At 72.1% G+C, this 23,231-nt stretch carries 19 protein-coding genes; 8 read left to right on the top strand and 11 right to left on the bottom strand.

Annotated features, from left to right (window positions below):
* The first annotated feature begins 76 nt into the window (after positions 1-76).
* The 3 genes from RBJ65_RS22675 (at position 77) to RBJ65_RS22665 (ending at position 4,472) form a co-directional block, all read left to right on the top strand.
* The gene (locus RBJ65_RS22675) at positions 77-1,294 is read left to right on the top strand and encodes an EfeM/EfeO family lipoprotein (RefSeq protein WP_306318986.1); all 1,218 of its coding nucleotides are present in this window, start codon (positions 77-79) and stop codon (positions 1,292-1,294) included.
* A gap of 11 nt (positions 1,295-1,305) precedes the next feature.
* The gene (gene efeB, locus RBJ65_RS22670) at positions 1,306-2,532 is read left to right on the top strand and encodes an iron uptake transporter deferrochelatase/peroxidase subunit (RefSeq protein WP_306318985.1); all 1,227 of its coding nucleotides are present in this window, start codon (positions 1,306-1,308) and stop codon (positions 2,530-2,532) included.
* Between the two features lie 119 nt (positions 2,533-2,651).
* Positions 2,652-4,472, top strand: coding sequence for a phospholipase C (locus RBJ65_RS22665; protein ID WP_306318984.1), 1,821 nt, complete (start codon positions 2,652-2,654; stop codon positions 4,470-4,472).
* Positions 4,473-4,537: 65 nt separating this feature from the next.
* Here the strand turns inward: RBJ65_RS22665 and RBJ65_RS22660 are convergent, their stop codons facing one another.
* The 5 genes from RBJ65_RS22660 to RBJ65_RS22640 form a co-directional block, all read right to left on the bottom strand.
* Positions 4,538-4,951, bottom strand: a complete 414-nt coding sequence (locus tag RBJ65_RS22660; protein ID WP_306318983.1) for a VOC family protein — start codon at positions 4,949-4,951, stop codon at positions 4,538-4,540.
* 70 nt (positions 4,952-5,021) lie between these two features.
* Positions 5,022-6,179, bottom strand: coding sequence for an NAD(P)/FAD-dependent oxidoreductase (locus RBJ65_RS22655; protein WP_306318982.1), 1,158 nt, complete (start codon positions 6,177-6,179; stop codon positions 5,022-5,024).
* Between the two features lie 91 nt (positions 6,180-6,270).
* Entirely contained in the window at positions 6,271-6,918 is a 648-nt protein-coding gene (locus RBJ65_RS22650) for a class I SAM-dependent methyltransferase (protein WP_306318981.1), read from the bottom strand.
* A 157-nt stretch (positions 6,919-7,075) separates the two neighbouring features.
* The gene (gene menC, locus RBJ65_RS22645; RefSeq protein ID WP_306318980.1) at positions 7,076-8,182 is read right to left on the bottom strand and encodes an o-succinylbenzoate synthase; all 1,107 of its coding nucleotides are present in this window, start codon (positions 8,180-8,182) and stop codon (positions 7,076-7,078) included.
* Positions 8,179-8,979, bottom strand: coding sequence for a chorismate synthase (locus RBJ65_RS22640; RefSeq protein ID WP_306318979.1), 801 nt, complete (start codon positions 8,977-8,979; stop codon positions 8,179-8,181). Before RBJ65_RS22640 ends, menC begins: the two co-directional genes overlap by 4 nt.
* A gap of 117 nt (positions 8,980-9,096) precedes the next feature.
* Here RBJ65_RS22640 and RBJ65_RS22635 point away from each other — a divergent pair, with 117 nt between their 5' ends.
* Entirely contained in the window at positions 9,097-10,668 is a 1,572-nt protein-coding gene (locus tag RBJ65_RS22635; RefSeq protein WP_306318978.1) for a CdaR family transcriptional regulator, read from the top strand.
* On the opposite strand, the gene dapE is transcribed toward RBJ65_RS22635, so the two are convergent.
* Positions 10,657-11,745, bottom strand: coding sequence for a succinyl-diaminopimelate desuccinylase (dapE, locus tag RBJ65_RS22630; RefSeq protein WP_306318977.1), 1,089 nt, complete (start codon positions 11,743-11,745; stop codon positions 10,657-10,659). The genes RBJ65_RS22635 and dapE overlap by 12 nt on opposite strands.
* Before the next feature lie 242 nt (positions 11,746-11,987).
* Between dapE and RBJ65_RS22625 the strand changes: the two genes are divergently transcribed.
* Positions 11,988-13,451, top strand: coding sequence for an APC family permease (locus tag RBJ65_RS22625; protein WP_306318976.1), 1,464 nt, complete (start codon positions 11,988-11,990; stop codon positions 13,449-13,451).
* A gap of 28 nt (positions 13,452-13,479) precedes the next feature.
* Here the strand turns inward: RBJ65_RS22625 and RBJ65_RS22620 are convergent, their stop codons facing one another.
* The gene (locus RBJ65_RS22620; RefSeq protein WP_306318975.1) at positions 13,480-14,817 is read right to left on the bottom strand and encodes a PLP-dependent aminotransferase family protein; all 1,338 of its coding nucleotides are present in this window, start codon (positions 14,815-14,817) and stop codon (positions 13,480-13,482) included.
* 100 nt (positions 14,818-14,917) lie between these two features.
* On the opposite strand from RBJ65_RS22620, the gene RBJ65_RS22615 reads away from it, so the two are divergent.
* Entirely contained in the window at positions 14,918-15,541 is a 624-nt protein-coding gene (locus RBJ65_RS22615) for a DJ-1/PfpI family protein (RefSeq protein WP_306318974.1), read from the top strand.
* Positions 15,542-15,567: 26 nt separating this feature from the next.
* Here RBJ65_RS22615 and RBJ65_RS22610 read toward each other — a convergent pair whose 3' ends face one another.
* Positions 15,568-17,064: an FGGY-family carbohydrate kinase gene (locus RBJ65_RS22610; RefSeq protein ID WP_306318973.1), complete on the bottom strand. Its 1,497-nt coding sequence runs from the start codon at positions 17,062-17,064 to the stop codon at positions 15,568-15,570.
* Between the two features lie 101 nt (positions 17,065-17,165).
* Between RBJ65_RS22610 and RBJ65_RS22605 the strand changes: the two genes are divergently transcribed.
* Positions 17,166-18,122 carry a fumarylacetoacetate hydrolase family protein gene (locus RBJ65_RS22605; RefSeq protein ID WP_306318972.1) on the top strand — a complete coding sequence of 319 codons (957 nt, stop codon included), beginning with the start codon at positions 17,166-17,168 and terminating at the stop codon, positions 18,120-18,122.
* Between the two features lie 21 nt (positions 18,123-18,143).
* Here RBJ65_RS22605 and RBJ65_RS22600 read toward each other — a convergent pair whose 3' ends face one another.
* The gene (locus RBJ65_RS22600; RefSeq protein WP_306318971.1) at positions 18,144-19,889 is read right to left on the bottom strand and encodes an IlvD/Edd family dehydratase; all 1,746 of its coding nucleotides are present in this window, start codon (positions 19,887-19,889) and stop codon (positions 18,144-18,146) included.
* A gap of 153 nt (positions 19,890-20,042) precedes the next feature.
* Entirely contained in the window at positions 20,043-21,416 is a 1,374-nt protein-coding gene (locus tag RBJ65_RS22595) for a sodium/glutamate symporter (RefSeq protein WP_306318970.1), read from the bottom strand.
* A gap of 237 nt (positions 21,417-21,653) precedes the next feature.
* On the opposite strand from RBJ65_RS22595, the gene RBJ65_RS22590 reads away from it, so the two are divergent.
* Positions 21,654-22,520 carry an LLM class F420-dependent oxidoreductase gene (locus tag RBJ65_RS22590; protein WP_306318969.1) on the top strand — a complete coding sequence of 289 codons (867 nt, stop codon included), beginning with the start codon at positions 21,654-21,656 and terminating at the stop codon, positions 22,518-22,520.
* Positions 22,521-22,569: 49 nt separating this feature from the next.
* On the opposite strand, the gene RBJ65_RS22585 is transcribed toward RBJ65_RS22590, so the two are convergent.
* Complete coding sequence (locus tag RBJ65_RS22585; protein WP_306318968.1) at positions 22,570-23,223, bottom strand: DUF4232 domain-containing protein; 654 nt, start codon at positions 23,221-23,223, stop codon at positions 22,570-22,572.
* Between the last annotated feature and the right edge of the window lie 8 nt (positions 23,224-23,231).

Below are 23,231 nucleotides of genomic sequence, written 5' to 3'. Positions count from 1 at the left end.
GCTGGCCCGCTGTACGTTCGGGGGTCGCCGCCTACCATCGGGCCGTCCCGCACCGTACGACCCCCAGGAGGCCCGGATGCCGCTGCCCGGCCCGCTCCGGCGGCGCGGAGCACGGTGGGCGGGCGGGGCCCTCGCCGTGCTGCTCTGTCTGCTGCTCTGCCTCCTGATCGCCGGTGTCGTCGTGCTGGTGCGCGAGCCGCACGACGGTGACACCTCCTCGCGCGGCGCCCTTCGCCGCACCACCATCGAGGTCTCCTCCGGCCACTGCGGCAGCGGCTGGTCCGCGCCCGCGCCGGGCGTGCAGGTCTTCGCGCTGCACAACACCTCGGCCGCCTCCGCCGAGGTACTCCTGGAGGATCCGCGCGACCACGCCGTGTTCGGCGAGGTGGAGGACATCGGCCCCGGTACGACGCGGGAGTTGACGGTGCGGCTCGGCAGGGGCGCGTACGCCTTCAAGTGCGTGCCCGAGGACGCGGACTCGGTCACCGGGCCCACGGTCCGGATCGGCAGGGGCCGTCCGGGTCCCGCCGCCGCGCCGGTCACCACGCACGACCTGATCCCACCGGCGATCGCCTACCAGAAGTGGGTCGGGGCGGGGCTCGACAAGGTGGTCCGGCTCACGGGCACGCTGCGTGCCGCCGTCGACCGGGGCGACCTCGGCGCGGCGCGGACGGCGTGGCTGCCCGCGCATCTCCAGTACGAGCGTCTGGGCGCGGCCTACGACGCGTTCGGCGACGCCGACGGCCGGATCAACGGCACCGACGCCGGTCTGCCGGACGGCGCCCACGACAGGGACTTCACCGGCTTCCACCGGGTCGAGTACGGCCTGTGGCACGACGCGTCGGCGCACGAGCTGCGCGCCCCGACGGCGGCGCTGCTGAAGGCGCTCGAAACGCTGCGCGACGACTGGGCGCAGGCCCGGATGGATCCGGCGCAACTGGGTCTGCGGGCACACGAGATCCTGGAGAACACGGTGCAGTTCGAGCTGACCGGCCGTACCGACTTCGGCAGCGGCACGAACCTGGCGACGGCGCGGGCGAACGTGGACGGCACGCGCGAGGTGCTGTCCCGTCTGCACCCGATCCTCACCTCTCGCTATCCGCATCTCCCTTCCCTGGAAGGGGACTTGAAGCGCGCGGGTACCACTCTGGACGGCCTGCGGCACGACGGGCACTGGCCCGCGCTCGACGACGTGAGCCACGCCCGCCGCGAGCGGGTCGACGCGCGCTTCGGCGACCTGGTGGAACGGCTCGCGTCGATCGCGACGCTGTGCGACCCACGGAGGACGGCTTGAGAGGGGACGGCGTGACGCCGCATACGGCCGCCGGCGGCGTCGGGCGGCGCGGATTCCTGCGGGGTGCCGCCGTCGCCGGAGTCGGGCTCGGGGCGGGCGGGGCGGCGCCCCCGGTCGCACCCACCCTGCCGGTCACACCTGTCGCGCCCTTCCACGGCGCCAGGCAGGCGTCCGTGGTCGCGGAGCAGCGGCGGGCCACCGCCTTCGTGTCCTTCGACGTCACCGCCGAGGGCCGGGCCGAACTCGCGGACGCGCTGCGCACGTTGACCCACCGTGCCCGGTTCCTCACCTCCGGCGGGGTGCCGGGCCCTGTCGGGATCACGGCACCGCCCGCCGACTCGGGGGTACTCGGCGAGCGGCTGCCGGGCGGGGCGCTCGCGGTGACCGTGGGGGTCGGGGCGTCGCTGTTCGACGAGCGGTTCGGGCTGACGGGGCGCGGGCCGCGCCGGCTCGCCGCGATGCCGGTCTTCCCCGACGACGACCTCAGGGACGAGTGGTGCCACGGTGACCTCAGCCTCCAACTGCACGCCGACGACCGGGACACCGTGCTGCACGCGCTGCGCGACCTCGCCCGGCACACGCGCGGCGCGCTCCAAGTGCGCTGGCGCGTCGACGGGTTCACCAGCCCGCCGCGCCCTTCGGGGACGCCGCGCAATCTGATGGGGTTCAAGGACGGCACCGCCAACCCGGACACCGCCGACGCGCGCGCGATGGACCGCCTGGTGTGGGTGGGCGAGGGCGACGGCGAGCCCGGGTGGGCCGTCGGCGGGAGCTATCAAGTGGTGCGGCTCATCCGGATGTTGGTGGAGTTCTGGGACCGGGTGTCGCTGACCGAACAGGAGCGGATGTTCGGCCGGTCCCGGGCTTCGGGCGCCCCGCTGGACGGCGACGCGGAGCACGACGCGCCGAAGTACGTGGACGACCCGAAGGGCGACGTCATCCCCCTCGACGCGCACATCCGGCTCGCCAACCCCCGCACCCCGGGCACCGGCGGCCAGCGGATCCTGCGCCGCGCGTACAACTACGACCTGGGCACGGACGCCAACGGCAACTTCGACATGGGCCTGCTGTTCTGCTGCTACCAGCGGGACGTGCGGCGGCAGTTCGAGACGGTGCAGAAGCGGCTCGCGGGGGAACCGCTGACCGACTACATCTCCCCGTTCGGCGGCGGCTACTTCTTCGCGCTGCCGGGGGTGCGCGACGCGGACGACTGGTACGGCCGCGCGCTGCTCTCCTGAGGCGCCCACCAAGCGGGGCTCAGCACTCCGGAAAACTTCCGCTCACAAGCGGTCAACAGGTGGTCAAGCTCGGCCATACGCCATAGATGCAGGGCTCACGTAAGTGTCAGGGTACGCGCATGCCCAGCAGCAGATCGGTGATACGAAGCCTGAGCGCGCTCGCGGGAGCCGCCGCGCTCACCGTGCTCGGCGGGGCCGCACCCGGCTGGTCCGCGACGCCCGACTCCGGGACCGCCACCCCGATCAAGCACGTCGTCGTCCTCTTCGACGAGAACAACTCCTTCGACCACTACTTCGCGACGTATCCGAAGGCCGCGAACACCGACGGCACCACGTTCACGCCGTCCAAGGACACACCGAAGAACATCGACACCCTCGCGCACGCGGGCCTGCTGAAGCAGAACCCCAACCAGTACGCCCCGAAGCGGCTCTCCCCCGAGCACGCCGTGACCTGCGACCAGAACCATTCCTACGGCCCCGAGCAGTACGCGTACAACGGCGGCCCGGCCGACCGGTTCGTGCAGAACACCGAGGTCGACAAGTGCAGCGGCGGCCTGTTCGGCGAACCGGGCCTGGTGATGGACTACTTCGACGGGAACACCGTCACGGCGCTGTGGAACTACGCCCAGCACTACGCGCTCAGCGACCGCTCCTACAACTCCAACTACGGCCCTTCGACGCCCGGCGCCATCAACCTGGTCTCCGGCAACACGCACGGCGTCATCTCCACCGACCCGGCCTCCGGCACCGAGGACCCGAAGCAGACGGACACACCGGACAAGACCGCGGTCCAGTCGCCGGACGCGCACGGCGTCGGCACGATGATCAACGACCCGGACCCGGCGTACGACGACTGCTCCGACAAGAACCACACCTCCACCAACGCGCTCGCCGTGATGCGGGGCAAGAACATCGGCGACCGGCTCAACTCCCGCAAGGTGTCCTGGGGTTGGTTCCAGGGCGGCTTCCGGCCGACGAGCGCGTGGAACGGCGCGGACGACGGCACGTACGCGAAGTGCGAGAGCGCGCACGCCAACGTAGGCGGCGCCTCGACCCTCGACTACAGCCCGCACCACAACCCGTTCGCGTACTACAAGTCGACGGCGAATCCGCACCACTTGGCGCCCACGAGCGTCGCGGAGATCGGTCACGCGGGCCGCGCCAACCACAATTACGACCTCACCGATTTCTCCGCCGCCGCGAAGTCGGGACACCTCCCGGCCGTCAGCTTCGTCAAGGCCGGCCAGTACCAGGACGGGCACGCCGGGTACTCCGACCCGGTCGACGAGCAGCACTTCCTGGTGAACCAGATCAACGCGGTGCAGAGCTCACCGCAGTGGAAGTCGACCGCGGTGGTCGTCGCGTACGACGACTCCGACGGCTGGTACGACCACGCCTACATCACTCCGCGCAACGGCTCGAAGGACACCACGGTCGGCTCCAACGGCAAGGCCGCCGACTCCCCCGCCTGCCAGAACGGCCCTGCGGCGGCCGGGGGTTACCAGGACCGCTGCGGTCCAGGGACCCGGCAGCCGCTGCTCGTGATCTCCCCGTACAGCAAGGTCGACAAGGTCGACCACACGCTGACCGACCAGGCGTCGATCACCCGGTTCATCGAGGACAACTGGGGCACGGAACGGATCGGCGACCACTCCTTCGACGCCTCCGCGGGCTCGTTGTCCGGCATGTTCGACTTCAAGCACCCCAACAACAGGCAACTGCTCCTGAATCCGGACGGCTCGGTGAAGTCCGAGGGCGCCGCGCACGCCGTCGCCCCTGTCACCACGCACATCACACCGGGGCCGAAGATGGAGAACACGGCCGCGACGAGCGAGGAATCCCCCGCGCTCCCGGTCGGCCTCGGCGTGGCGGCCCTCCTCGCGACCGGCGCCACCGGCACGTACCTCACCCTGCGACGCAGGCGGCGCGCCGCCGTCTGACGTCCTCATGACTGCCCGGCACGGTCCAGCGCCCCCTGGACCGTGCCGGGCGGGATCAACTGACGTTACTGGCCGCTGACGTTGACCATCCAGTTGATGCCGAAGGCGTCGGTGCACATGCCGAACTCGTCGCCCCACACCTGCTTCTCCAGCGGCACCCCGACCGTGCCGCCCTCGGACAGCTTGGCCCAGTAGCCGCGCAGCGCCTCGGCGTCGTCGCCGCTGACACTGACCGAGATGTTGGTGCCCGCGGTGCGGTTCATGCCCGGTGGGGTGTCCGAGCCCATGATGGTGAAGCCGTCGGGGGTCTCCAGCAGGGCATGCATGATCTTGTCGGCGAAGTCGGCGGGCGCCCCGCCGCCTCCGGCCGAGCCGAAGGTGTTCAGGGCGAGCTCGCCGCCGAACACGCTCTGGTAGAACTCCATGGCCTGACGGGCGTCGCCGTCGAAGGCGATGTACGGGTTGAGGCGAGAAGCCACGGCACGGTCCCTTCCGTGTGTGTGCGGCGCCACGATGTGCCGCCACGTGTGTGGCGCTACGTGTGTGACGCTACGTGTGGGTGCTCCGGACTTCCGCATTATTCGACGCCTGCTCCTCCTTCGCACGGTGAAGCCCGGTAATCAGCTCCTCCAGCGCGTGCTCGTCGCCTTCGGCCCCGTGGGTCTCGGCGGCGCGGCGGAACATGGCCTCCTCGTACGTGCCGAGCGCGGCCTCTACGTCGCCGGGGTGCGCGGCGACGGCCCGGGCGAGGTCGGCGCCGTCGAGCATGGCCAGGTTGGCGCCCTCGCCGTTCGGGGGCGCGAGGTGGGCGGCGTCGCCCAGCAGGGTCACGCCCGGCACCCGGTCCCAGCGGTGCGCGGGCGGCAGCGCGTGCAGGCGGCGCAGGGACGGCGCGCCGTCGGCCTCGGTGATCAGCGCGGTGAGCTCCGGCGCCCAGCCGGGGAACTCCTCGGCGATCCGGGCGGTGGCCGCGGCGGCGTCGGTGAAGTCGATCGCGGCGAACCAGTCCCGCGGCTCGGCGAGGCCGACGTAGGCGTGCAGGGTGTCGCCCTGCTCCCGGTGGGCGAAGATCTCCCGGCCCGGCGTCAGCGCGATCATCGAGCCGCCGCCGACGGCCTTCGCGGTGGCGGGGTGCCGGGTGGCGGCGTCGTACAGGTACGTCTCGACGACCGACTTCCCGGTGTACGTGGGGGTGGCGGCGGAGAGCAGCGGGCGGACCCGGGACCAGGCGCCGTCCGCGCCGACCAGCAGGCCGGTGTCGACGGTGGCTCCGTCGGCGAACGTCACCTCGTGGCGGCCGCCGCCGAGGGTGCGGACGCCGGTCACCTTGTGGCCCCAGCGGACGGTGCCGGCCGGGAGCGATGCGAGCAGGATGCGGCGCAGTTCGCCGCGCGGCGCCTCTGGGCGGCCGCCCGTGCCGTCGTCGTCCTTCTCGAACAGGACGGTGCCGTCGGGTTCGAGGATCCTGAGAGCCTGGCGCCCTTCGAGGACGATGCCGTGGAATTCGTCCATCAAGTCGGCGGCTTCGAGGGCGAGTTGGCCATTGTAGTCGTGGATGTCGAGCAGGCCGCCCTGCGAGCGGGCGGTCGGCGAGGGATCCGCCTCGTACACGGTGGCCGGTATGCCGTGCAGGTGCAGGACGCGGGCGAGGACGAGGCCGCCGAGTCCGGCGCCGACGATCGTGACGTGGGTGGTGTCCGTGTTCATGGGCACCACCCTCGCCGCCGCCGACGACAGATCACCTACAGATCGCCGACGGCCACCGACACGGCGTCGACACCGGCCCGGCCCCGGACTCTTAGCGCAGCACTTCGAACGCCCAGTAGTCCGCGGGCCCTTCGGCTGTGTACGGGACGTCCCTGCGCCGTTCGACGACCTTGAGGGCGCCGTCGTCCGCCTGCCGCTGCACGTACTCGACGAAGTCCGAGCCTTCCAGGTACTTCGAGAAGGTGCTCAGCAGGACGAGGCCGCCGGGCTTGGTGACCCGCAGCATTCCCTGGATCCCGGTCGGCGGCACGTGGCCCAGGGTGAACACGCCGCAGGAGACCGTGACGTCGTAGGTGTGGTCCGGGAACTCCACCAGGCCCCGGTTCATGTCCACGCCCCCGGTGAGCGTGCGGTAGATGCCCGTCTTGCGGGCCTCGGTCACCATGCTCTCGCTGAGGTCGAAGCCGTCGATCACGGTGACGCCGCGCCGCTTGAGCACCGCGCCGACGAGGCCGGTGCCGCAGCCCGCGTCGAGGACCACTGACCCGGCCCCGATCGCCGCGGGGTAATCGTCCGCCATGGCTCCGTACAGCTCGCCGAGCTCGGTGGGCCCGCGGTAGTCGGTGACCCGCAGGTCCTCGTCGTAGGAGGCCGCCCAGTCGCCGTAGTACGAGTCGATGCGGTCCGCGATTCCGTCGAGTCGGTGCGCGCGCTTGATCCGGTCCTGGCTCTCTGACACCCAAGTCTCCCTTGTCGTCGGACAGTTGCGGCCCCCGGCGGCGGGCCCGTGTCGAGCCGTGCCGGGGGCGACCGTCACGCCGCTACCCGGAAAGACCGGATCCGAACATGACCGGTGTGGGGACCGACCGGTTACGGCCAGTGGATCGCCCGTGCCGTCACAGCACGTGAGTGGCGGTGGTGAAGCGGGCGAGCGTCTCGGGCAGCGGGTCGATGCCGATGCCGGGCCCGGAGGGCACCGTCAGGCAGCCGTCGGCGTCGAGGACGAACGGCTCGGTGATGTCCTCTGCGTAGTAACGGCTGGAGGCGGAGGTGTCTCCGGGGAGGGTGAAGCCGGGGAGCGCGGCGAGCGCGAGGTTGGGGGCGCGGCCGATTCCGGTCTCCAGCATGCCGCCGCACCACACCGGCACCCCGTTGGCGAGGGCGACGTCGTGGATGCGGCGGGCCTCCAAGTAGCCGCCGACGCGGGCGGGTTTGACGTTGATGATCCGGCAGGCCTCCATGGCGATCGCGGTGGCGGCGTCGCGGGCGCTGTGGATCGATTCGTCGAGGCAGACGGGCGTGCTGATGCGCTCCTGGAGGCGGGCGTGGGCGCGCAGGTCGTTCTCGGTGAGCGGCTCCTCGATGAGCAGAAGCCCGAACTCGTCCAGCTTCCGCAGGTGTTCGGCGTCGGCGAGGGTGTACGCGGTGTTGGCGTCGACCTGGAGCGGGAGGTCGTCGCCGAAGCGCTCGCGGACCGCGCGCAGCGGCTCCAGGTCCCAGCCGGGCTCGATCTTCAGCTTGATCCGGACATACCCCTCGGCGAGGTACTCCTCGACGTCGTCGAGCAGCTCCGGGATCGAGTTCTTGATGCCGACGGAGACACCCGCGGGGACCTTCTGACCGGTGGACGAGCCGAGGTAGTGGGCCAACGGCATTCCGTACGCGCGCAGTTCGGCATCGAGCAGCGCCGTCTCCAGGGCCGCCTTCGCCAGCTCGTTGCCCTTGACGGGTTCCATCGCGGCCCCGGCCGCCGCCGCGCGGGGCTCGGGCAGTGCCTTGACGCGCGGCAGCAGGAAGTCCCGGATGACGATCTCGGCGCCCGGGATGAACTCGGAGCAGTACAGCGGGTCGGGGTCACCGGCGAACTCCGACCAGCCCTCGGCCTCGTCGGTGATCACGTGCAGCAGGAACGCGTCCTTGGTGTCGACGCTGCCGAACGACGTGCGGAACGGCTTGACCAGCGGGATCGCGATGTGCAGCAGCTCTACGCGTTCGATCTTCATGCCTGGTCCTCCGAAGCTGTGAGGGCGGTGGGAACGGTGAGCGTGTACCAGCCGTCGCGGGACATCGCGGTCGCCCGCAGGCCCTCCGCGTAGGCGGTGGTGAAGACCTCGCGGACGGCGTGCCGCCAGCGCAGCGCGGTGTCCGGGTCGGTGGCGCGCAGGGCGACGACGTCCTCGGGGACGCGGCACCACACGCGGGTGTCGTCGCGGACGGCGAGCGGTCCGCCGTCGGGCGCCTTCGCGAGGACGGGCGCGGCGGCGCGGCCGTCCGCCTCTTCCACCGGGGCAGGGGCGTCGGCCGTCAGGTCCCACAGGGCGGTGAGGCGGTCGGTCTCGTCGCCGTTGTTGATGCCGTCGTCCATCGGGCCGTAGAAGTCGACCTGGTACTCGCTGGCGACCGCGCCCAGCTTGACGAGGTTGAAGCGGGCGTTGCGGGCGACGAGCGGGTCGAAGGTCCAGCGCATGGTGCGGGCGCCGCGTTCCAGGGCCCACGCGCGCTGGGCCTGCTTCACGGCGTGGCCGATGCCCCGGTCGGAGGTGCCCGCCGCGGCGGCCAGCGAGTACACGTCCCGCTCGGCCGGCGGCCCGAACACCGCGACCGAGGCGCCGACCACGTCGCCTCCCGAGCGGGCGGCGTGCACGGCGCCGCCCGCGTGGGCGACGCTGTGCAGGACGTCGGTGTGGAAGGGCGGCGCGTCGTGGGGCATCCCCCACACGTCGGCGAGGAAGGCGGCGACCGCCCGCAGTCCTGCGACGTCGTCGACGGTGCCGACGGTCGAGGTCGTCATGTCGTTCATGGGCACGAGTCTCGGGGGCGGCGGCGGGGAGGGCCTTGTGGAGGCGGCCAATCATGGGTGTCTAGCCTGTTGCGATCGGCCAATCCCGCTCCCCCGCCCGTGGCGAAAGGTTCACCCATGGACACCTGCACGCTGGGAAACCTCCTCGACGCCCTCGGCGGCTCCACGCTGCGCCTGCTGGCCGCCCCGCACGGCCTGGCCGTGCCCGTCACCGAGGTGCTGCTGCACGATCCGCACGCGCCGCTGCCGGAGCGGGCGCCGGGAGCGCTGCTGCTCGCGGTGGGGGTGCGCGGCGAGGAGGCGGGGCCGCTGGTGCGGGCCGCCGGGCGGGCCGGGCTCGCGGGTGTCGTGGTGCGCGGCGACGCGCCGGTGCCAGGTGCCGAATCGGCCGGTACCGCGCTGCTCGCCACCGACCGGGACGCCGCCTGGCACCAGGTGTTCCAGCTGCTGTCGTCCGTGATCGGCGCGCACGGGGCGCGGACGGCGCCGCTGGGCGAGGACGCGTTGCCCGGGGATCTGTTCGCGCTGGCCAACGCGGTCGCGGCGGCGGTCGGCGGGGCGATAGCCGTGGAGGATCTGGGCCGCCAGATCCTCGCGTACTCGACGGTGCCCGGTCAGCCGGTGGACGAGACGCGGCGGCAGGGCATCCTCGGCCGCCAGGTGCCCGGCAGCCCGGAGAACGACGAGGACTACCGCGTCCTGTACGCCGCGAATGGCCCGCTGCGGCTCGACGGGATCTCGGCCGAGGAGCTGCCGCGCCTGGCCATGACGGTGCGCGCGGGCGGCGAGCTGCTCGGCTCGATCTGGGCGGTGGACACGGGGGGCCTGGCCGCCGACGCCGAGGACGCGCTGCGGCAGGGCGCGTCCGCCGCCGCGATGCTGCTGCTCAGGGCGCGGGCCGCCGACGAGCTGGCCCGGCATCTGAGCAGCGACCTGTTGCGCCGCCTCCTCGACGGCTCCATCGAGCCGGGCGCCGCCGCGCACCGCCTGGGCCTGGCGCCGGACGCCCCGGTGCGGGTGGCGGCGTTCGCGCTCGCGGGCGCGGCGACCGCGCAGGACGGCGGGCAGGCGGCGCTGCGCCTGCTCGACCTGGTGCGCCTCCAGTGCCAGACCCGCTACGGCCAGCACGCCTGCGTGCTCCTCGACGGTGTCGTGTACGCGCTGCTCCCGGTGGTCGGCGCCGCCGATCACGCCGCCGACCGGCATGTGCGGATCGCCGACGACATCGTGCGCCGGGCCGAGGAGGCGCTACGGATCCCGGTGCGGGCCGGGCTCGGGCACGCGGCGCCGGGCGTCGCGGGGGTCAGGGACTCGCGTGAGGACGCCGATCTGGTGCTGCGGGTGCTGGGGGCCGGGGAGGTCGCGGAGGCCGGGCAGGTGCGGGAGCGGACCTCGCTCCTGGTGCTCGGCGAGTTCCTGGCCGGCCGCAGGGACCAGGCCGCGGGTCCGTGGCGGGACGTTCTGGCGTACGACGCCGAGCACGGCACCGAGTACGCCCGTACGCTCATCTGCTGGCTGGACGCGGGCTGCGACGCGGGACGGGCGGCGCAGCTTTTGGTCGTCCACCCCAACACCTGCCGCTACCGCCTCCGCAAGGCACAGCGCCAGCTCGGCATCGACCTCGACGACCCGGACCAGCGGCTCGTGCTGTGGCTTCAGTTGCGTACGTTGGCGGGCCTACGAGGCTGAGCCCTTGCGGCCGCCGTCGAGCAGCCATCCGCGCAGCCGCTCCTCGCACTCCCGCACCTCCGCCATCGGCACGAACTCGCCCGGGGTGTGGGCGAGTTGAGGGTCTCCGGGGCCGCAGTTCAGGGCCGGGACGCCGAGCGAGGCGAAGCGGGCCACGTCGGTCCAGCCGAGCTTCGGGCGCGGCGCGACACCGAGGGCCGCCACCAGATCGGCGGCCATGTCCCGGTCGAGCCCCGGCAGGGCGCCCGGTTCGATCTCCGTGACCCGCACCTCGTACTCCGGGAAGAGACCCCGCACGTACGCCTCGGCCTCTTCGGGTGAACGGCTGGGCGCGAAGCGGAGGTTGACGGTGACCACGCACTCGTCGGGGACGACGTTGGAGGACACTCCGGCGCGGACGGCGACGGCGTTGAGGCCCTCGCGGTACTCCAGGCCGTCGATCTCGACCCGCTCCGGGACGTGCGCGTGCAGCCGGGTGAGGACCTCGCCCGCGAGGTGTGCGGCGTTGCTGCCCATCCAGGCGCGGGCGGTGTGCGCCCGCTGCCCCGGCACGACGATGTCGGCGAGGAGGAAGCCCTGGCAGCCGGCTTCGACGCCGCCGTCGGAGGGTTCGAGGAGCAACGCCAGGTCTCCGTCGAGGAGTTCGGGGCGGCGGGCGGCGATCACCGCGAGGCCGTTGCGGTCGCCGACGGTCTCCTCGCACTCGTAGAAGGCGAAGGTGACATCGCGCGCCAGGGGCTTGCCTGCGGCCTCGGCGGCCAGCTTCAGGGCCACCGCCACGCCGCCCTTCATGTCGCAGGCGCCGAGCCCGTAGAGCCGCTCGCCTTCGCGGCGCGCCGGGAGGTTCCCGGCCTCGGGCACGGTGTCCAAGTGCCCGGCGATGACGATCCGTTCGGGGCGGCCGAGGTCGGTGCGGGCGACGACGGAGTTGCCGATCCGCTGCACGTCGAGGCCCGGCAGTGCGCGCAGCGCCTCCTCGACGGCGTCGGCGAGGGGGCCCTCGGCGCCGCTCTCGGATGGTGTGTCGACCAGTGCCTCGGTGAGTGCGACGACGTCGGCGGCGAGGTCGAGGGGCACGGTTGATCTCCTTCGCTTCGGCGCGGCCGGGCGGCCGCGAGAGTGCGCACACCATGATCGAACAGCCGGTGGCACCGCCGGGTTGTGCCGTCGGCCAACACCCCGTACGGCTCTTGTGCCGATCGGCCAATGTGCGGGGGCGGCGGGTCCCGAAGGATCCGCACCCTCACCGACCACGTGTCGCTCTACTCGCGATCCCATCGCGTTCCATTCGCGTTCCCATTCGCCGTACAGGAGGACCCATGGGCCCTGTGGCCAGTCAATTGTGCCGCCGCAAACCTCTGGACAGCATCGTCGCGGACGCCGAGGGCGCGGGGCAGGAGGGCCCCCGCCTGGAACGCTCCATGGGTCTCGGGCGGCTCACGCTGCTCGGGATCAGCTCCGTGCTCGGCACCGGCATCTTCTTCGTCCTCGGGACGAGTGTGCCGACGGCAGGGCCCGGTGTGGTGCTGTCGTTCGTCATCGCGGGGACGGTCGCCGCGCTCGCGGCGCTGTGCTACGTCGAGTTGGCCGGGGCGATCCCGGTGGCGGGCAGCACGTACTCGTACGCGTACGCCTCGCTCGGTGAAGGCATCGCGTACCTCGTGGCGTGGTGTCTCGTCCTGGAGTACGGGGTGGCGGTGTCCACGGTCGCGGTGAGCTGGGGCCAGTACCTCAACGAGGTGTCGGACGCGCTGTTCGGTGTCACGCTGCCCGACGCGATCAGCCAACCGCCGGGCGCGGGCGGCGTGGTGAACATTCCGGCGATCGTGGTGGTGCTCGCGTGCACGGCGCTGCTCGCGCGCGGCACCCGGGAGTCCGTGCTGGTCAACTCCGTCCTGGTGTGCGTGAAGCTGGGCGTCCTCGTGATGTTCGCGGCGGTGGCGCTCACCGCGTTCCAGGCCGACCGGTTCGCCGACTTCGCGCCGCACGGCATGAGCGGCATCACGGCGGCGGCCTCGGCGGTGTTCTTCTCTTACGTCGGGTTCGACGCGGTGTCCACTGCGGGCGAGGAGGTCCGCAATCCGCGCCGCACCATCCCGCTCGCGCTGCTGCTCACGCTCGTCGTGGTGACGGCGCTGTACATCCTGGTCGCGGTCGCGGGTATCGGGGCGCAGCCCGAGGGGGCGTTCGCGCGCCAGGAGGCGTCGGGCGAGGCGGTGCTCGCGTCGATCCTCACGTCGGTGACCGGGTCCGGGACCGCCGCGCTCGTGCTGTCGGCGGGGGCGGTCGTCTCCATCTTCAGCGTCGTCCTGGTGACCCTGTACGGGCAGACCCGCATCCTGTTCTCCATGGCGCGCGACGGCCTGGTGCCGCAGGTGTTCCGCCGGGTCGACCGCAAGCGGCACACCCCGGCGGCCAATTCGTGGATCGTCGGTGTCGCGGTGGCCGCGCTCGCCGGGTTCGTGCCGCTCCAGGAGCTGGCCGACCTCACCAGCATGGGCACGCTGATCGCGTTCGTGGCGGTGGCCGCGGCGGTGGTGGTGCTGCGCCGCATCGCGCCCGACGCGCCGCGCCCCTTCCGGGTGCCGCTGTACCCGCTGGTGCCGGTGCTCACCGCCGCGGCCTGCGGCTACCTCGCGTACCAACTGCCGGGCCTGACCTGGACGTTGTTCCTGGGCTGGCTGGCGCTCGCGGCCGCCCTGTACCTGGCGTTCGGGCGGCGGAGGTCGGCGCTCAGGACCACGGCCGCCGACGAAGGGGCCGGGGACCGGGTTCAGGTGTAGGGGCCGGATTCAGGTGTAGGGACCGGGTTCAGGTGTAGGCGTCCTCGACGGCGACGCCGCGCACGGTGCGCAGCGTCGCCCGGAGGCTGTCCAGGTCGGTCGAGCCGAGGGCGAGGCGGAGCGCCTGTGGTGTGTGCGTCGACGTGGTGAACGGCTCCGCCGTGGTGACCGAGATGTGCCGTCGCGCGAGGGTGGCGGTCAGGCGGTCCGCGCGTGCGTCGTCGGGCAGGGGCAGCCAGGTGAAGTAGGAGGAGGGGTGGCCGACGAGCGGGAGGCCCGCCAACTCCTCCCGGACGATCGCCTGTCGGGCCCTGGCGTCGTCCCGCTTCTGCGCTTCCAGGTGGTTCACCGTGCCGTCGTCGAGCCAGCGGCAGGCGATGGCGGTGGTGAGCGCCGGGGTGTTCCAGGTGGTGGCCCGGACGGCGCGTTCCAGGGACGGGACCATGGCCGGCGGGGCGAGGACGAAGCCGACCCGCAGGCCGGTGGCGATGCTCTTGGAGAGTCCCGATACGTACACGGTGATGTCCGGTGCGCGCGCGACCAGCGGCGGTGGCGGGTCCTCGACCAGGTAGGCGTACGAGGCGTCCTCGATGAGGAGCGGGCCGTGCCGTCGGGCGATCCCGATCAGGCGGGTGCGGTCGGCGTCCGGCATGACCCGGCCGAGCGGGTTGTGCAGGGTGGGCATCGTGTAGATCGCGCGCACCGGGCGGGTCGCGCACAGTCTCTCCAGGGCGTCGAGGTCCGGCCCTTCGGTGGTGCAGGGAATGGGCTCCAGGTCGAGGTGGAAGGCGTGCGCGAGCACCTTGAAGCCCGGGTAGGTGAGCGCGTCGACCGCGACGACGTCTCCGGCGTTCAGCGTGGCCATGACGGTGACGGCCAGTCCGTGCTGGGCGCCGTTCGCGATGAGGATCCGGTCGGCGTCGGCGGTGATTCCCCGGCGTACGAGGTGGCGCGCGACGGAGGCCCTGTCCTGGGGTCGCCCCCGGTGCGGCTGGTAGCGCAGCAGCGAGTCGAGGTCACCGGAGCCGGCCACGTCGCGCAGCGCCTGCCGCAGGAGGTCGGACTGGCCGGGCAGCGACGGGTAGTTGAAGTTGAGGTCGACGGCGCCCGTGGCGACGGCCTGCTGGTCGATGCCGTGTCCGGCGGGGACCGCGATGTCCCGGACGAACGTGCCACGCCCCTGTTCCCGGCTCACCAGGCCCATCGCCTCCAACTCGGCGTAGACGCGGGTCGCGGTCACCACGGCGATGCCCTCGCGGGCGGCGAGAGCGCGGTGGGTCGGCAGCCGCGTCCCCGGGGCGAGCCGACCGTGCCGGATGTCGGACGCGAGCGCGTCGACCAGCTTCTTGTACCGGGGTGCCGCCATGCGCCGGATTGTATCCATGACAATTCTTTGGCTGTCCTGCTCGCGGGTTCCTACCGTCGACTCCGAGTCGTGTCCCGATCGCCAGGAAAGGACAGCCGCCGTGCACATCGCCATCCTCACCTTCGAGGGCTACAACGAGCTCGATTCCCTGATCGCCCTCGGAGTGCTGGGCCGCATCAAGTCCGACGACTGGCGAGTCACCATCGCCACCCCGAGCCCCAAGGTGACGTCGATGAACGGGGTGGTCGTCGAGCAGATGTCCACGCTTGAGGAGGCGTGCGCCGCCGACGCCGTCGTCGTCGGCAGCGGCATCGCCACCCGCGAGGTCACCGAAGACCCGGCGATCATGAACGTGCTGCGGGGCCTCGACCCCTCGCGGCAGCTCATCGCGGCGCAGTGCTCCGGTGCGCTCGTGCTGGCCAGGCTCGGTCTGCTCAAGGACGTCCCCGCGTGCACGGACCTCACCTCCAAGCCGTGGGTCGTCGCCGCCGGCGTCGAGGTCCTCGACCAGCCCTTCTACGCCAAGGACAACATCGCCACCGCCGGCGGCTGCCTGGCCTCGCACTACCTCGCCGGCTGGATCATCGCCCGGCTCGCGGGCCACGAAGCCGCCGAGGGCGCGCTGCACTATGTCGCCCCTGTCGGCGAGAAGGAGGAGTACATCGAGCGCGCCTGGCGCAACATCACCCCCTACCTGCCCGCTCCCGCCCCGGCGCTCGCCTGAGAAGACCTTCTGCGTGTGCGGCGGCGTCAGCGGGTCTGGAGGTCGGCGAGGGCGTGTGCCACGTCCGCCGACGCCGGGTACAGGTCGCGGTACAGCGCGTACAGCCGGTCGTAGTGAGCCGTCGCCTCGGGGCGCGGGGCGAGGCGTTCGGCGACCGGGTTCCAGTCGTCGATACGGGCGTCGTCGGTGACGAGTCGGGCGGCGAGCAGCGCGCCGCCGTACGAGGCGCCGACGGATGTCGTACGCACCTCCTGCGTACGGCCGGTGACATCGGAGACGATCTGCGTCCACAGCCGCCCCTGGGTGCCGCCGCCCACGGCGACGACCCGGCGGATGTCACCACCGGCCGCCTCCAACGCCTCGATGTTGTGCCGCACACCGAACGCGGTGGCTTCGAGTGCGGCCCGGTACAGGTCGCCGCGCGTGTGGCCGAGCGTGAGTCCGGCGATGACACCACGGGCGCGCGGGTCGTCGACGGGGGTGCGCTCCCCCGCGAAGTACGGCAGCATCAGCAGGCCGTTCGCGCCGGGCCCCGACTTCTCGGCGAGGCGCAGGAGTTCGGGGTAGTCGGCGTCGCCGAACAGGTCGCGCAGCCAGCTGGTGACGGCGCCGGACGTGGCCATGCCGCCCGCGAGGTTGCGGGTGCCGGGCAGGGCGCCGACGGTGCTCCACAACGCCGGGTCGCGCAGCAGCTCGGGCACGGTGTGCACGAGGAACATGGTCGTGCCGTACATCAGCATCAGGTCGCCGACGGTGTGCGCGCCGACGCTCAGCGCCTCGGCCCAGGCGTCGACGGTGCCGGTGGTGACGGGGATACCGGCGGGCAGCCCCGTGGCACGGGCGGCCTCGGCGGTGACAGTACCGGCCGCGTCGCCGGACCAGCGCAGCGGCGGGAGTTCGAGGCCGGGGCAGATGTGTTCGGCCCAGGGCGCGTACCAGTCGCGGGCGAGGGTGTCGTAGAGCGGGGTGCACTGGCTGGCGGAGTGCTGGTCGAGGACGTAGGAGCCGGTGAGCTTGCGGGCGAGCCACGAGCTGGGCATGTAGAGGCGGCGGGCGCGCGCGAACACCTCCGGTTCCTCGTCCGCGACCCACGCCACCTTGGCGCCCGCCGCCTGCGACGTGAGCCGCGAGCCGCAGCGGTGGACGATCTCGTCGGCCCCCAACTCCCGCTCCAGTCGCTCGATCTGCGCTACGGAACGGGTGTCGACGCCGTACAGGATCGCGGGCCGCAGCGGGGTGTCGTCGGCGTCGGTGAGCAGCACGCAGGGCCCCATGCCGCTGACGCCGACCGCGACCACGTCACCGTCGAACCGGGAGGTCATCTCCTGTGCCAGGGAGACGAATTCCTCCCACCACACCTGCCCCGGCATCTCCACGTGTCCGGGCGCCGGGCGGTCGACGGCGTGCTCGCGGACCGCCGTGTGGAGCACGGTGCCGTCGAGGGCGACGAGGACGCCCTTGCTGCTCGACGTACCGATGTCCACGCCGATGACCGCCGAACCGTTGACTGCTGACTGGGGCATGGGGCTTCCGTTCCTCGGTTGTCCGGTTACTGTCGTGGAGCCATTTGAGGCATGAGGCACCGGCGCACTCAACCCCCCGACACCCCGAGGAAGGGACCCGTATGACGCGCATCGTCCGCTTCGCCGACGACACCGGTTCCATACGCACAGGGATCGCCGACACCTCCGGCGCGATCCGCGCCTTCGAGGGGGCGCCCCGCATCGGCGACCTTCTTCGACTTCCGGTCGACGCGCTACGGGAGTTGGTGGCGGCGACCGCCGAGCGGCGGCCCGACGCCGCCGAGGCCGAGGTACTCCTGCTGCCCCCGATGGACGGCCTGATGGAGCTGTGGGCTGCGGGGGTCACGTACGAGCGCTCGCGGGAGGCCCGCGTCGAGGAGAGCTCCGAACGGTCCGTGTACGAGCGGGTCTACGACGCCGACCGCCCCGAACTGTTCCTGAAGGCCCTGCCGTGGCGCGTGGTCACCGACGACGAACCGATCGCCGTACGCGAGGACTCCGAGCTGAACGTGCCCGAGCCGGAACTCGGCGTCGTCCTCAACAAGGCGGCGCAGACGGTGGGTTACGTCATCGTGGACGACGTCAGTTCGCGGTCGATCGAGGGCGAGAACCCGCTCTACCTCCCGCAGGCGAAGATCTACGCCGGGAGCGCGGCGGTGTCCAGTGGCATCGTCCCGGCGTGGGAGGTCGAGGACGCGCGGGCGCTGAAGATCTCGCTGACCGTGTGGCGGGACGAGGCCGCCGCGTTCCGGGGCACGGTCTCCACGGCCGCTTTCCACCGCTCCCCCGAAGACCTGGCCCGACACCTGTGGCGCTGCCAGCCGTTCCCCGACGGCGCCGTGCTGTCCACCGGCACCGGCATCGTCCCGGAGCTCGACTTCACGCTGCGCGCGGGTGACGTGGTCGAGACGGCGATCGACGGGGTGGGCGTCCTGAGGAACCGGGTGTGCGTCGGCGTGGCCGAACTCGACTGGCTGGTGGCGGCGGTGGACGGCCCGCTCGTCCGCCGCGCGGTGCGGCGGACGGGTTCCGGGCGGGCCGGTGCCGGGCGGGCTTGACGTGCCGTTCCCGGATGCCGGTCAGTGCGAGTCGCGGGGTACGGCGTCGCCGCGACAGCCGCGCAGGAAGTCGAAGTCGGCGCCCTGGTCGGCGCCTTGGACGTGCTGGGTGTAGAGCCAGGCGTAGCCGCTGGTGTGGCGCGGCGCGGGTGGCTGCCACTCGGTGCGCCGACTCGCCAATTCCACGTCGTCCACGTCGAGTTGAAGCGATCGCTTCGGTACGTCCAGCGTGATGGTGTCGCCGTCCCGTACGAGGGCGAGCGGGCCGCCGACCGCCGCCTCCGGTGCCACGTGGAGGACGACGGTGCCGTATCCCGTGCCGCTCATCCGGCCGTCGCAGACGCGCACCATGTCGGTGACGCCGGCCTTCAACAGCTTGGTCGGCAACGGGACGTTGGAGACCTCGGGCATGCCCGGGTACCCCTTGGGGCCCGCGCCGCGGATGACGAGCACCGTGTTCTCGTCGACGTCCAGGTCCGGGTCGTCGCACACCGCGTGGTACGCCTCCGGGGAGTCGAAGACGCGGGCGGTGCCGGAGTGGGTGAGGAGGTGGGGCGAGGCGGCGGACTGCTTGATGACCGCGCCGTCGGGGCAGAGGTTGCCGCGCAGCACGGCGGTGCCGGTTCCGGCGGGCTGGAACGGGGCGACGACCCCGGTGATGACCTCGTCGCCGATGCGCTCCGCGTCGGCGACGTTCTCGGCGAGGGCGCGCCCGGTGACGGTGAGCTGCTCGCCGTGCAGGAGTCCGGCCCGCACCAGCTCGTGGTGGACGGCCGGGAGCCCGCCCGCGTAGCAGAAGTCCTCCATGAGGTACCGGCCGGAGGGCATCAGGTTGAGCAACGTCGGTACCTCGCGGGCCAGTTGGTCGAAGTCCTCGGCGGCGAGCGGGACGCCGACGCGTCCGGCGAGCGCAGTCAGGTGGATGATGGCGTTGGTGGAGCCGCCGATCGCCGCGTTCGTGCGGACGGCATTCTCGAAGGCCTCGCGGGTGAGGATGCGGGAGGGGCGCAGGTCCTCCTCCACCATGTCGACGATGCGGCGCCCCGCCGCCTGCCCGGTCTCGTAGCGGCGCATGTCGACGGCGGGCCAGGTGGCGGAGCCCGGCAGCTGCATGCCGAGGGTCTCCGCCATGCACGCCATCGTGGAGGCCGTGCCCATGGTCATGCAGTGGCCGTTGGAGCGGGCCATGCAGCCCTCGGCGAAGAAGCACTCCTCCTCGGTCATCCGCCCGGCCTTGACCTCGGCCTCCATCTGCCACACCGCCGTACCCGAACCGACGTCGCGGCCCTGGAACTTGCCGTTGAGCATGGGCCCGCCGGTGACCATGACGGCGGGCAGGTCGACGCTGGCCGCGCCCATCAGCATGGCGGGGGTCGTCTTGTCGCAGCCGGAGAGCAGCACCACCCCGTCGAGCGGGTTGGCGCGGAGCAGCTCCTCGACCTCCATGGCCATGAGGTTGCGGTACAGCATGGCCGTGGGCCGCATCAGTGTCTCGCCGGTCGCCATGGTGGGGAATTCCAGCGGGAAGCCGCCCGCCTGCCACACTCCGCGCTTCACCGCCTCCGCCACCCGGGTCAAGTGGGCGTTGCAGGGGGCGAGTTCGGACGCGGAGACGGCGATGCCGATCACCGGCCGCCCGTCGAAGACCTCGGGCCCGAAGCCCTGGTTGCGCATCCACGACCGGTACACCATGCCGCCGCGCCCTGCCGCCCCGAACCAGGCCTGACTGCGGCGGGGCGGGTGACCGTGACCGTGACCGTGTGCCATGAAGCTCACTCCTCCGAGGGGCCGTTGGGGCGGAAGTGAAGCGCTTGCCATGCCCGGCAATCATCGGATGATTCAGGGTGGCCGTCCAGTGTGCGCGCACGAGAACGCCCCGGGCACGGTGGCCCGGGGCGTTCTCTCGTCGCGTGGTCGGCGTCAGACTCCGGCGTTCTCCTTCGCCGGCGCCGCTGCCGCCTTCGACTTGCCGCGCGGCGCCCATCCGGCGAGCCACGGCAGGACGAGCGCCAGGACGCCGACCGCGGCCCACGCGCCGCCGACCGCCCAGGCGGCGCCGGCCGACAGCAGCACGGGCACGAAGGTGACGGTGGCCGTCTCGACGGGGGCGACGGGGATGTAGGCGACGCCGAACTCCTCCAGCGTGCCGCTCTTCAGCTTCGGGTCGACCATGCGCAGCAGGGCGATCGCGGTGGCGGCGGCGCCGGTGGTCCAGCCCCAGGTCACGAGCGCCTTCTCGAACCAGTTGCCTTCGAAGAGGCGCGGCGCGACGACCAGGAACAGGACCAGGACGAGGGCCAGGCCGCCGACGAACATGAGCGCCAGTGGCAGCCAGTAGTCGGCGACGAAGCTCGGCACGATGGACGCGATGCCGCAGGTGATCAGGACGTCGGTGGCGGTGCCAGAGAGCGACTTGAGGGAGTCCCCGTCGACGTAGTTCCAGGCCTTGGTGCGGGACACGGCGGCGCGCAGGATCAGGCCGAGGATGAAGGCGAGCGCGAAGACCGGGAGCATCAGCGAGGGGAACATCCCGGTGATCCACTCGGAGACCCCGTACGCGGCGGCGGCGAGCGCGGCGATGACCGCGATCTGGAAGCCGAGCGGTTCGATGGAGGCGGGCGAGGTGGTGGCCCGGCCGGTGGGGTGACGCTCCGCCTCGTCGCGGACGAGGCCGGTGCGCAGTTCGTCGGGGAGCGTCTCGAAGCGGCCGACGCTGCTGGTGTGTCCGCGCCGCGCGCCCCAGTTGCACAGGATGATGCCGCCGACGACGCCGACGAGCATGCCGACGGTGGCGGAGGTGAAGCCGAGCGAGCTGGCGCCCTCCCAGCCGTTCGACTCGAAGGCGGTGCCGAGGGCCGCCGCCGTGCCGAAGCCGCCGGCCCAGCCCGCGAAGAGCAGCGCGCCGAACGCGTCGGGCACGTCCCACAGTGGCTGCAGCAGCACGAGGCCGAGGACGATGCCGAGGCCCACCTGGAGGGCGTAGGCGGCGACACCGTACGAACCGAAGGAGCCGGCGGCCTTGCCGAAGCCCTTGAGGCCGAGGCCGTCGGTGAGGGCGAGGCAGGCGAAGACGACGACGATGAGCACGGAGGCGTACGTGCCGAGCTGGTCGGAGAACGGCAGCAGCCCCGCCCCCTCCGGGCCGAGCGCGAGGCCGAGGAAGCCCGCCATGACGCTGGAGGGCAGCATCAGCCGCTGGAACAGCCGGACATGGGCCCGCAGCAGCGTGCCGACGAGGAGCAGCGCGGCTATGAGGCCGGCGTCGCTGAGCAACGACCAGGGTGAGTAGGACACGGGGACTCCGGGGTGGGGCAGGCACCTCAGTCAGTGCGGGACGAGCGGGGTGATCCGGAGTTTTCTATCAGCAAAGAAACGGTAAAGGGAAACCCAGGTTCCGGTTTACGTGGGTACGCGCGCACCGCGCGGAGAGGAGCGCGGACACGGAAGCGGAATGCGGCGCGACCCCGCACTCGTTGTGATCGTCTGGTGGTGGACGCGCCACACCCAACTCGTCGGAGGGATCGGACACCCATGAGCACCGCCCTGAAGGACAAGGTCGGCCGGTACGGAATCTGGAACGTCGGGCTTCGCTCGGAGGACCCGGAGCACCGTGCCGAGATCGTCGAGGCCGCCGCCGAACTCGAACAACTCGGTTACGGAGCCGCTTGGCTGGGCGGAAACAGCTCCGCGGTGAACGCCGTGCCGCTGCTGGAGGGCACCGAACGGCTCGTGGTCGGCACCAGCATCCAGAGCATCTGGCAGCACGAACCGGCGGCGACCGCCGAGGGCTTCGCGGAGCTGGAGAAGGCCCACCCCGGGCGCTTCCAGCTCGGCCTCGGTGTCAGCCACGCGAAGATCGCGGAGCAGTACCGGCGCCCGTACTCCGCGCTTGTCGACTACCTCGACGCGCTCGACGACGCCGGGGTGCCCGCCGAGCGCAGGCTGCTCGCGGCGCTCGGCCCGAAGACGCTGAAGCTGGCCGCGGACCGGGCCGCGGGCGCGATCCCGTATCTGGTCACGCCCGAGCACACGGCGCAGGCCCGCGAGATCCTCGGCGAACAGCCGCTGCTGGCGCCGGAGTTGAAGGTGGTTCCGGAGACCGACCCGGACCGCGCCCGCACGCTCGCCCGCGAGGTCCTCGCCATGTACCTCGCGCTGCCCAACTACACGAACAGCTGGCTGCGGCTCGGCTTCACCGAGGAGGACTTCGCCGACGGCGGCAGCGACCGCCTGATCGACGCGCTCTACGCGTGGGGCGACGAGGAACGCATCCGCGCCCGCGTCGACGAGTTCTTCGACGCGGGCGCGGACCATCTGGCGCTTCAGGTGGTGGACGGCACCCCGGCCGACCAACTGCCGCGCGAGGGCTGGCGGAAGGTCGCCGCGCTCCTCGCCTGAGGCGCTGTCACCGCATGACTGTCACCGCATGACCGTCATGGCTTGACCGTCACTGCTTGCCGGAGCCGACCGGGTCCACCGTCACCTTCCCGGCGGTGGAGTCGGACACCGGCAGGGTGAGGGAGACCGGCAGGGTCTTGGAGTGGGTCTCGTTGGGCGGGGTGACGACGATGCTCACGATGTCGAGGCCCGAGCCGCCGGTGTCGTTGCGCGGGGTGTGCAGCGTGAACCGGGTCTCCTCGCCGTTCTTGAGGACGACCGTCGTGACGGGCCGGTCGTCGCGCTGGGCGCTGATGCCGCCGGGGCCGTTGTCGGCCTTGAGGTCGACGCCGGGGAAGCCCTTGAGGAAGCAGGCGTCACTGGTGTTCTTCATGGTCACCAGGAGATCGCCCTCGCCCATGCCGTGCGCGGTGCTGAACGCGAGGTTCGCCGTCTTGCAGGGCCCCGTGTTGATCTGCCCGCCGCCGCTGCCCTCGGGGGCCGTCGACGCCTCGGGCGAGCGCGACGAGGGCGCCACGGACGCCGACGCCTCGGGCGACTCCGACGCCGACTCCGACTCCGACGCGGACGCCGACGCCGACGCCGACGAGGAGGAACCGGCATCACCCGTGCCCGCCGCGGAGGCCCCGGTCCCCTCACAGGCCGTGAGCGAGAGCCCCGCGAGGAGGGCCAGGGCGAGAAGCGTGGTCTGCTGAGCGCGCATGGTGTCGG

Source organism: Streptomyces sp. KL109B, from assembly GCF_030766935.1.
Taxonomy (GTDB): domain Bacteria; phylum Actinomycetota; class Actinomycetes; order Streptomycetales; family Streptomycetaceae; genus Streptomyces.
Note: the sequence above shows the minus strand (reverse complement) of the source record. Positions and strands in the feature narration are given on the sequence as shown.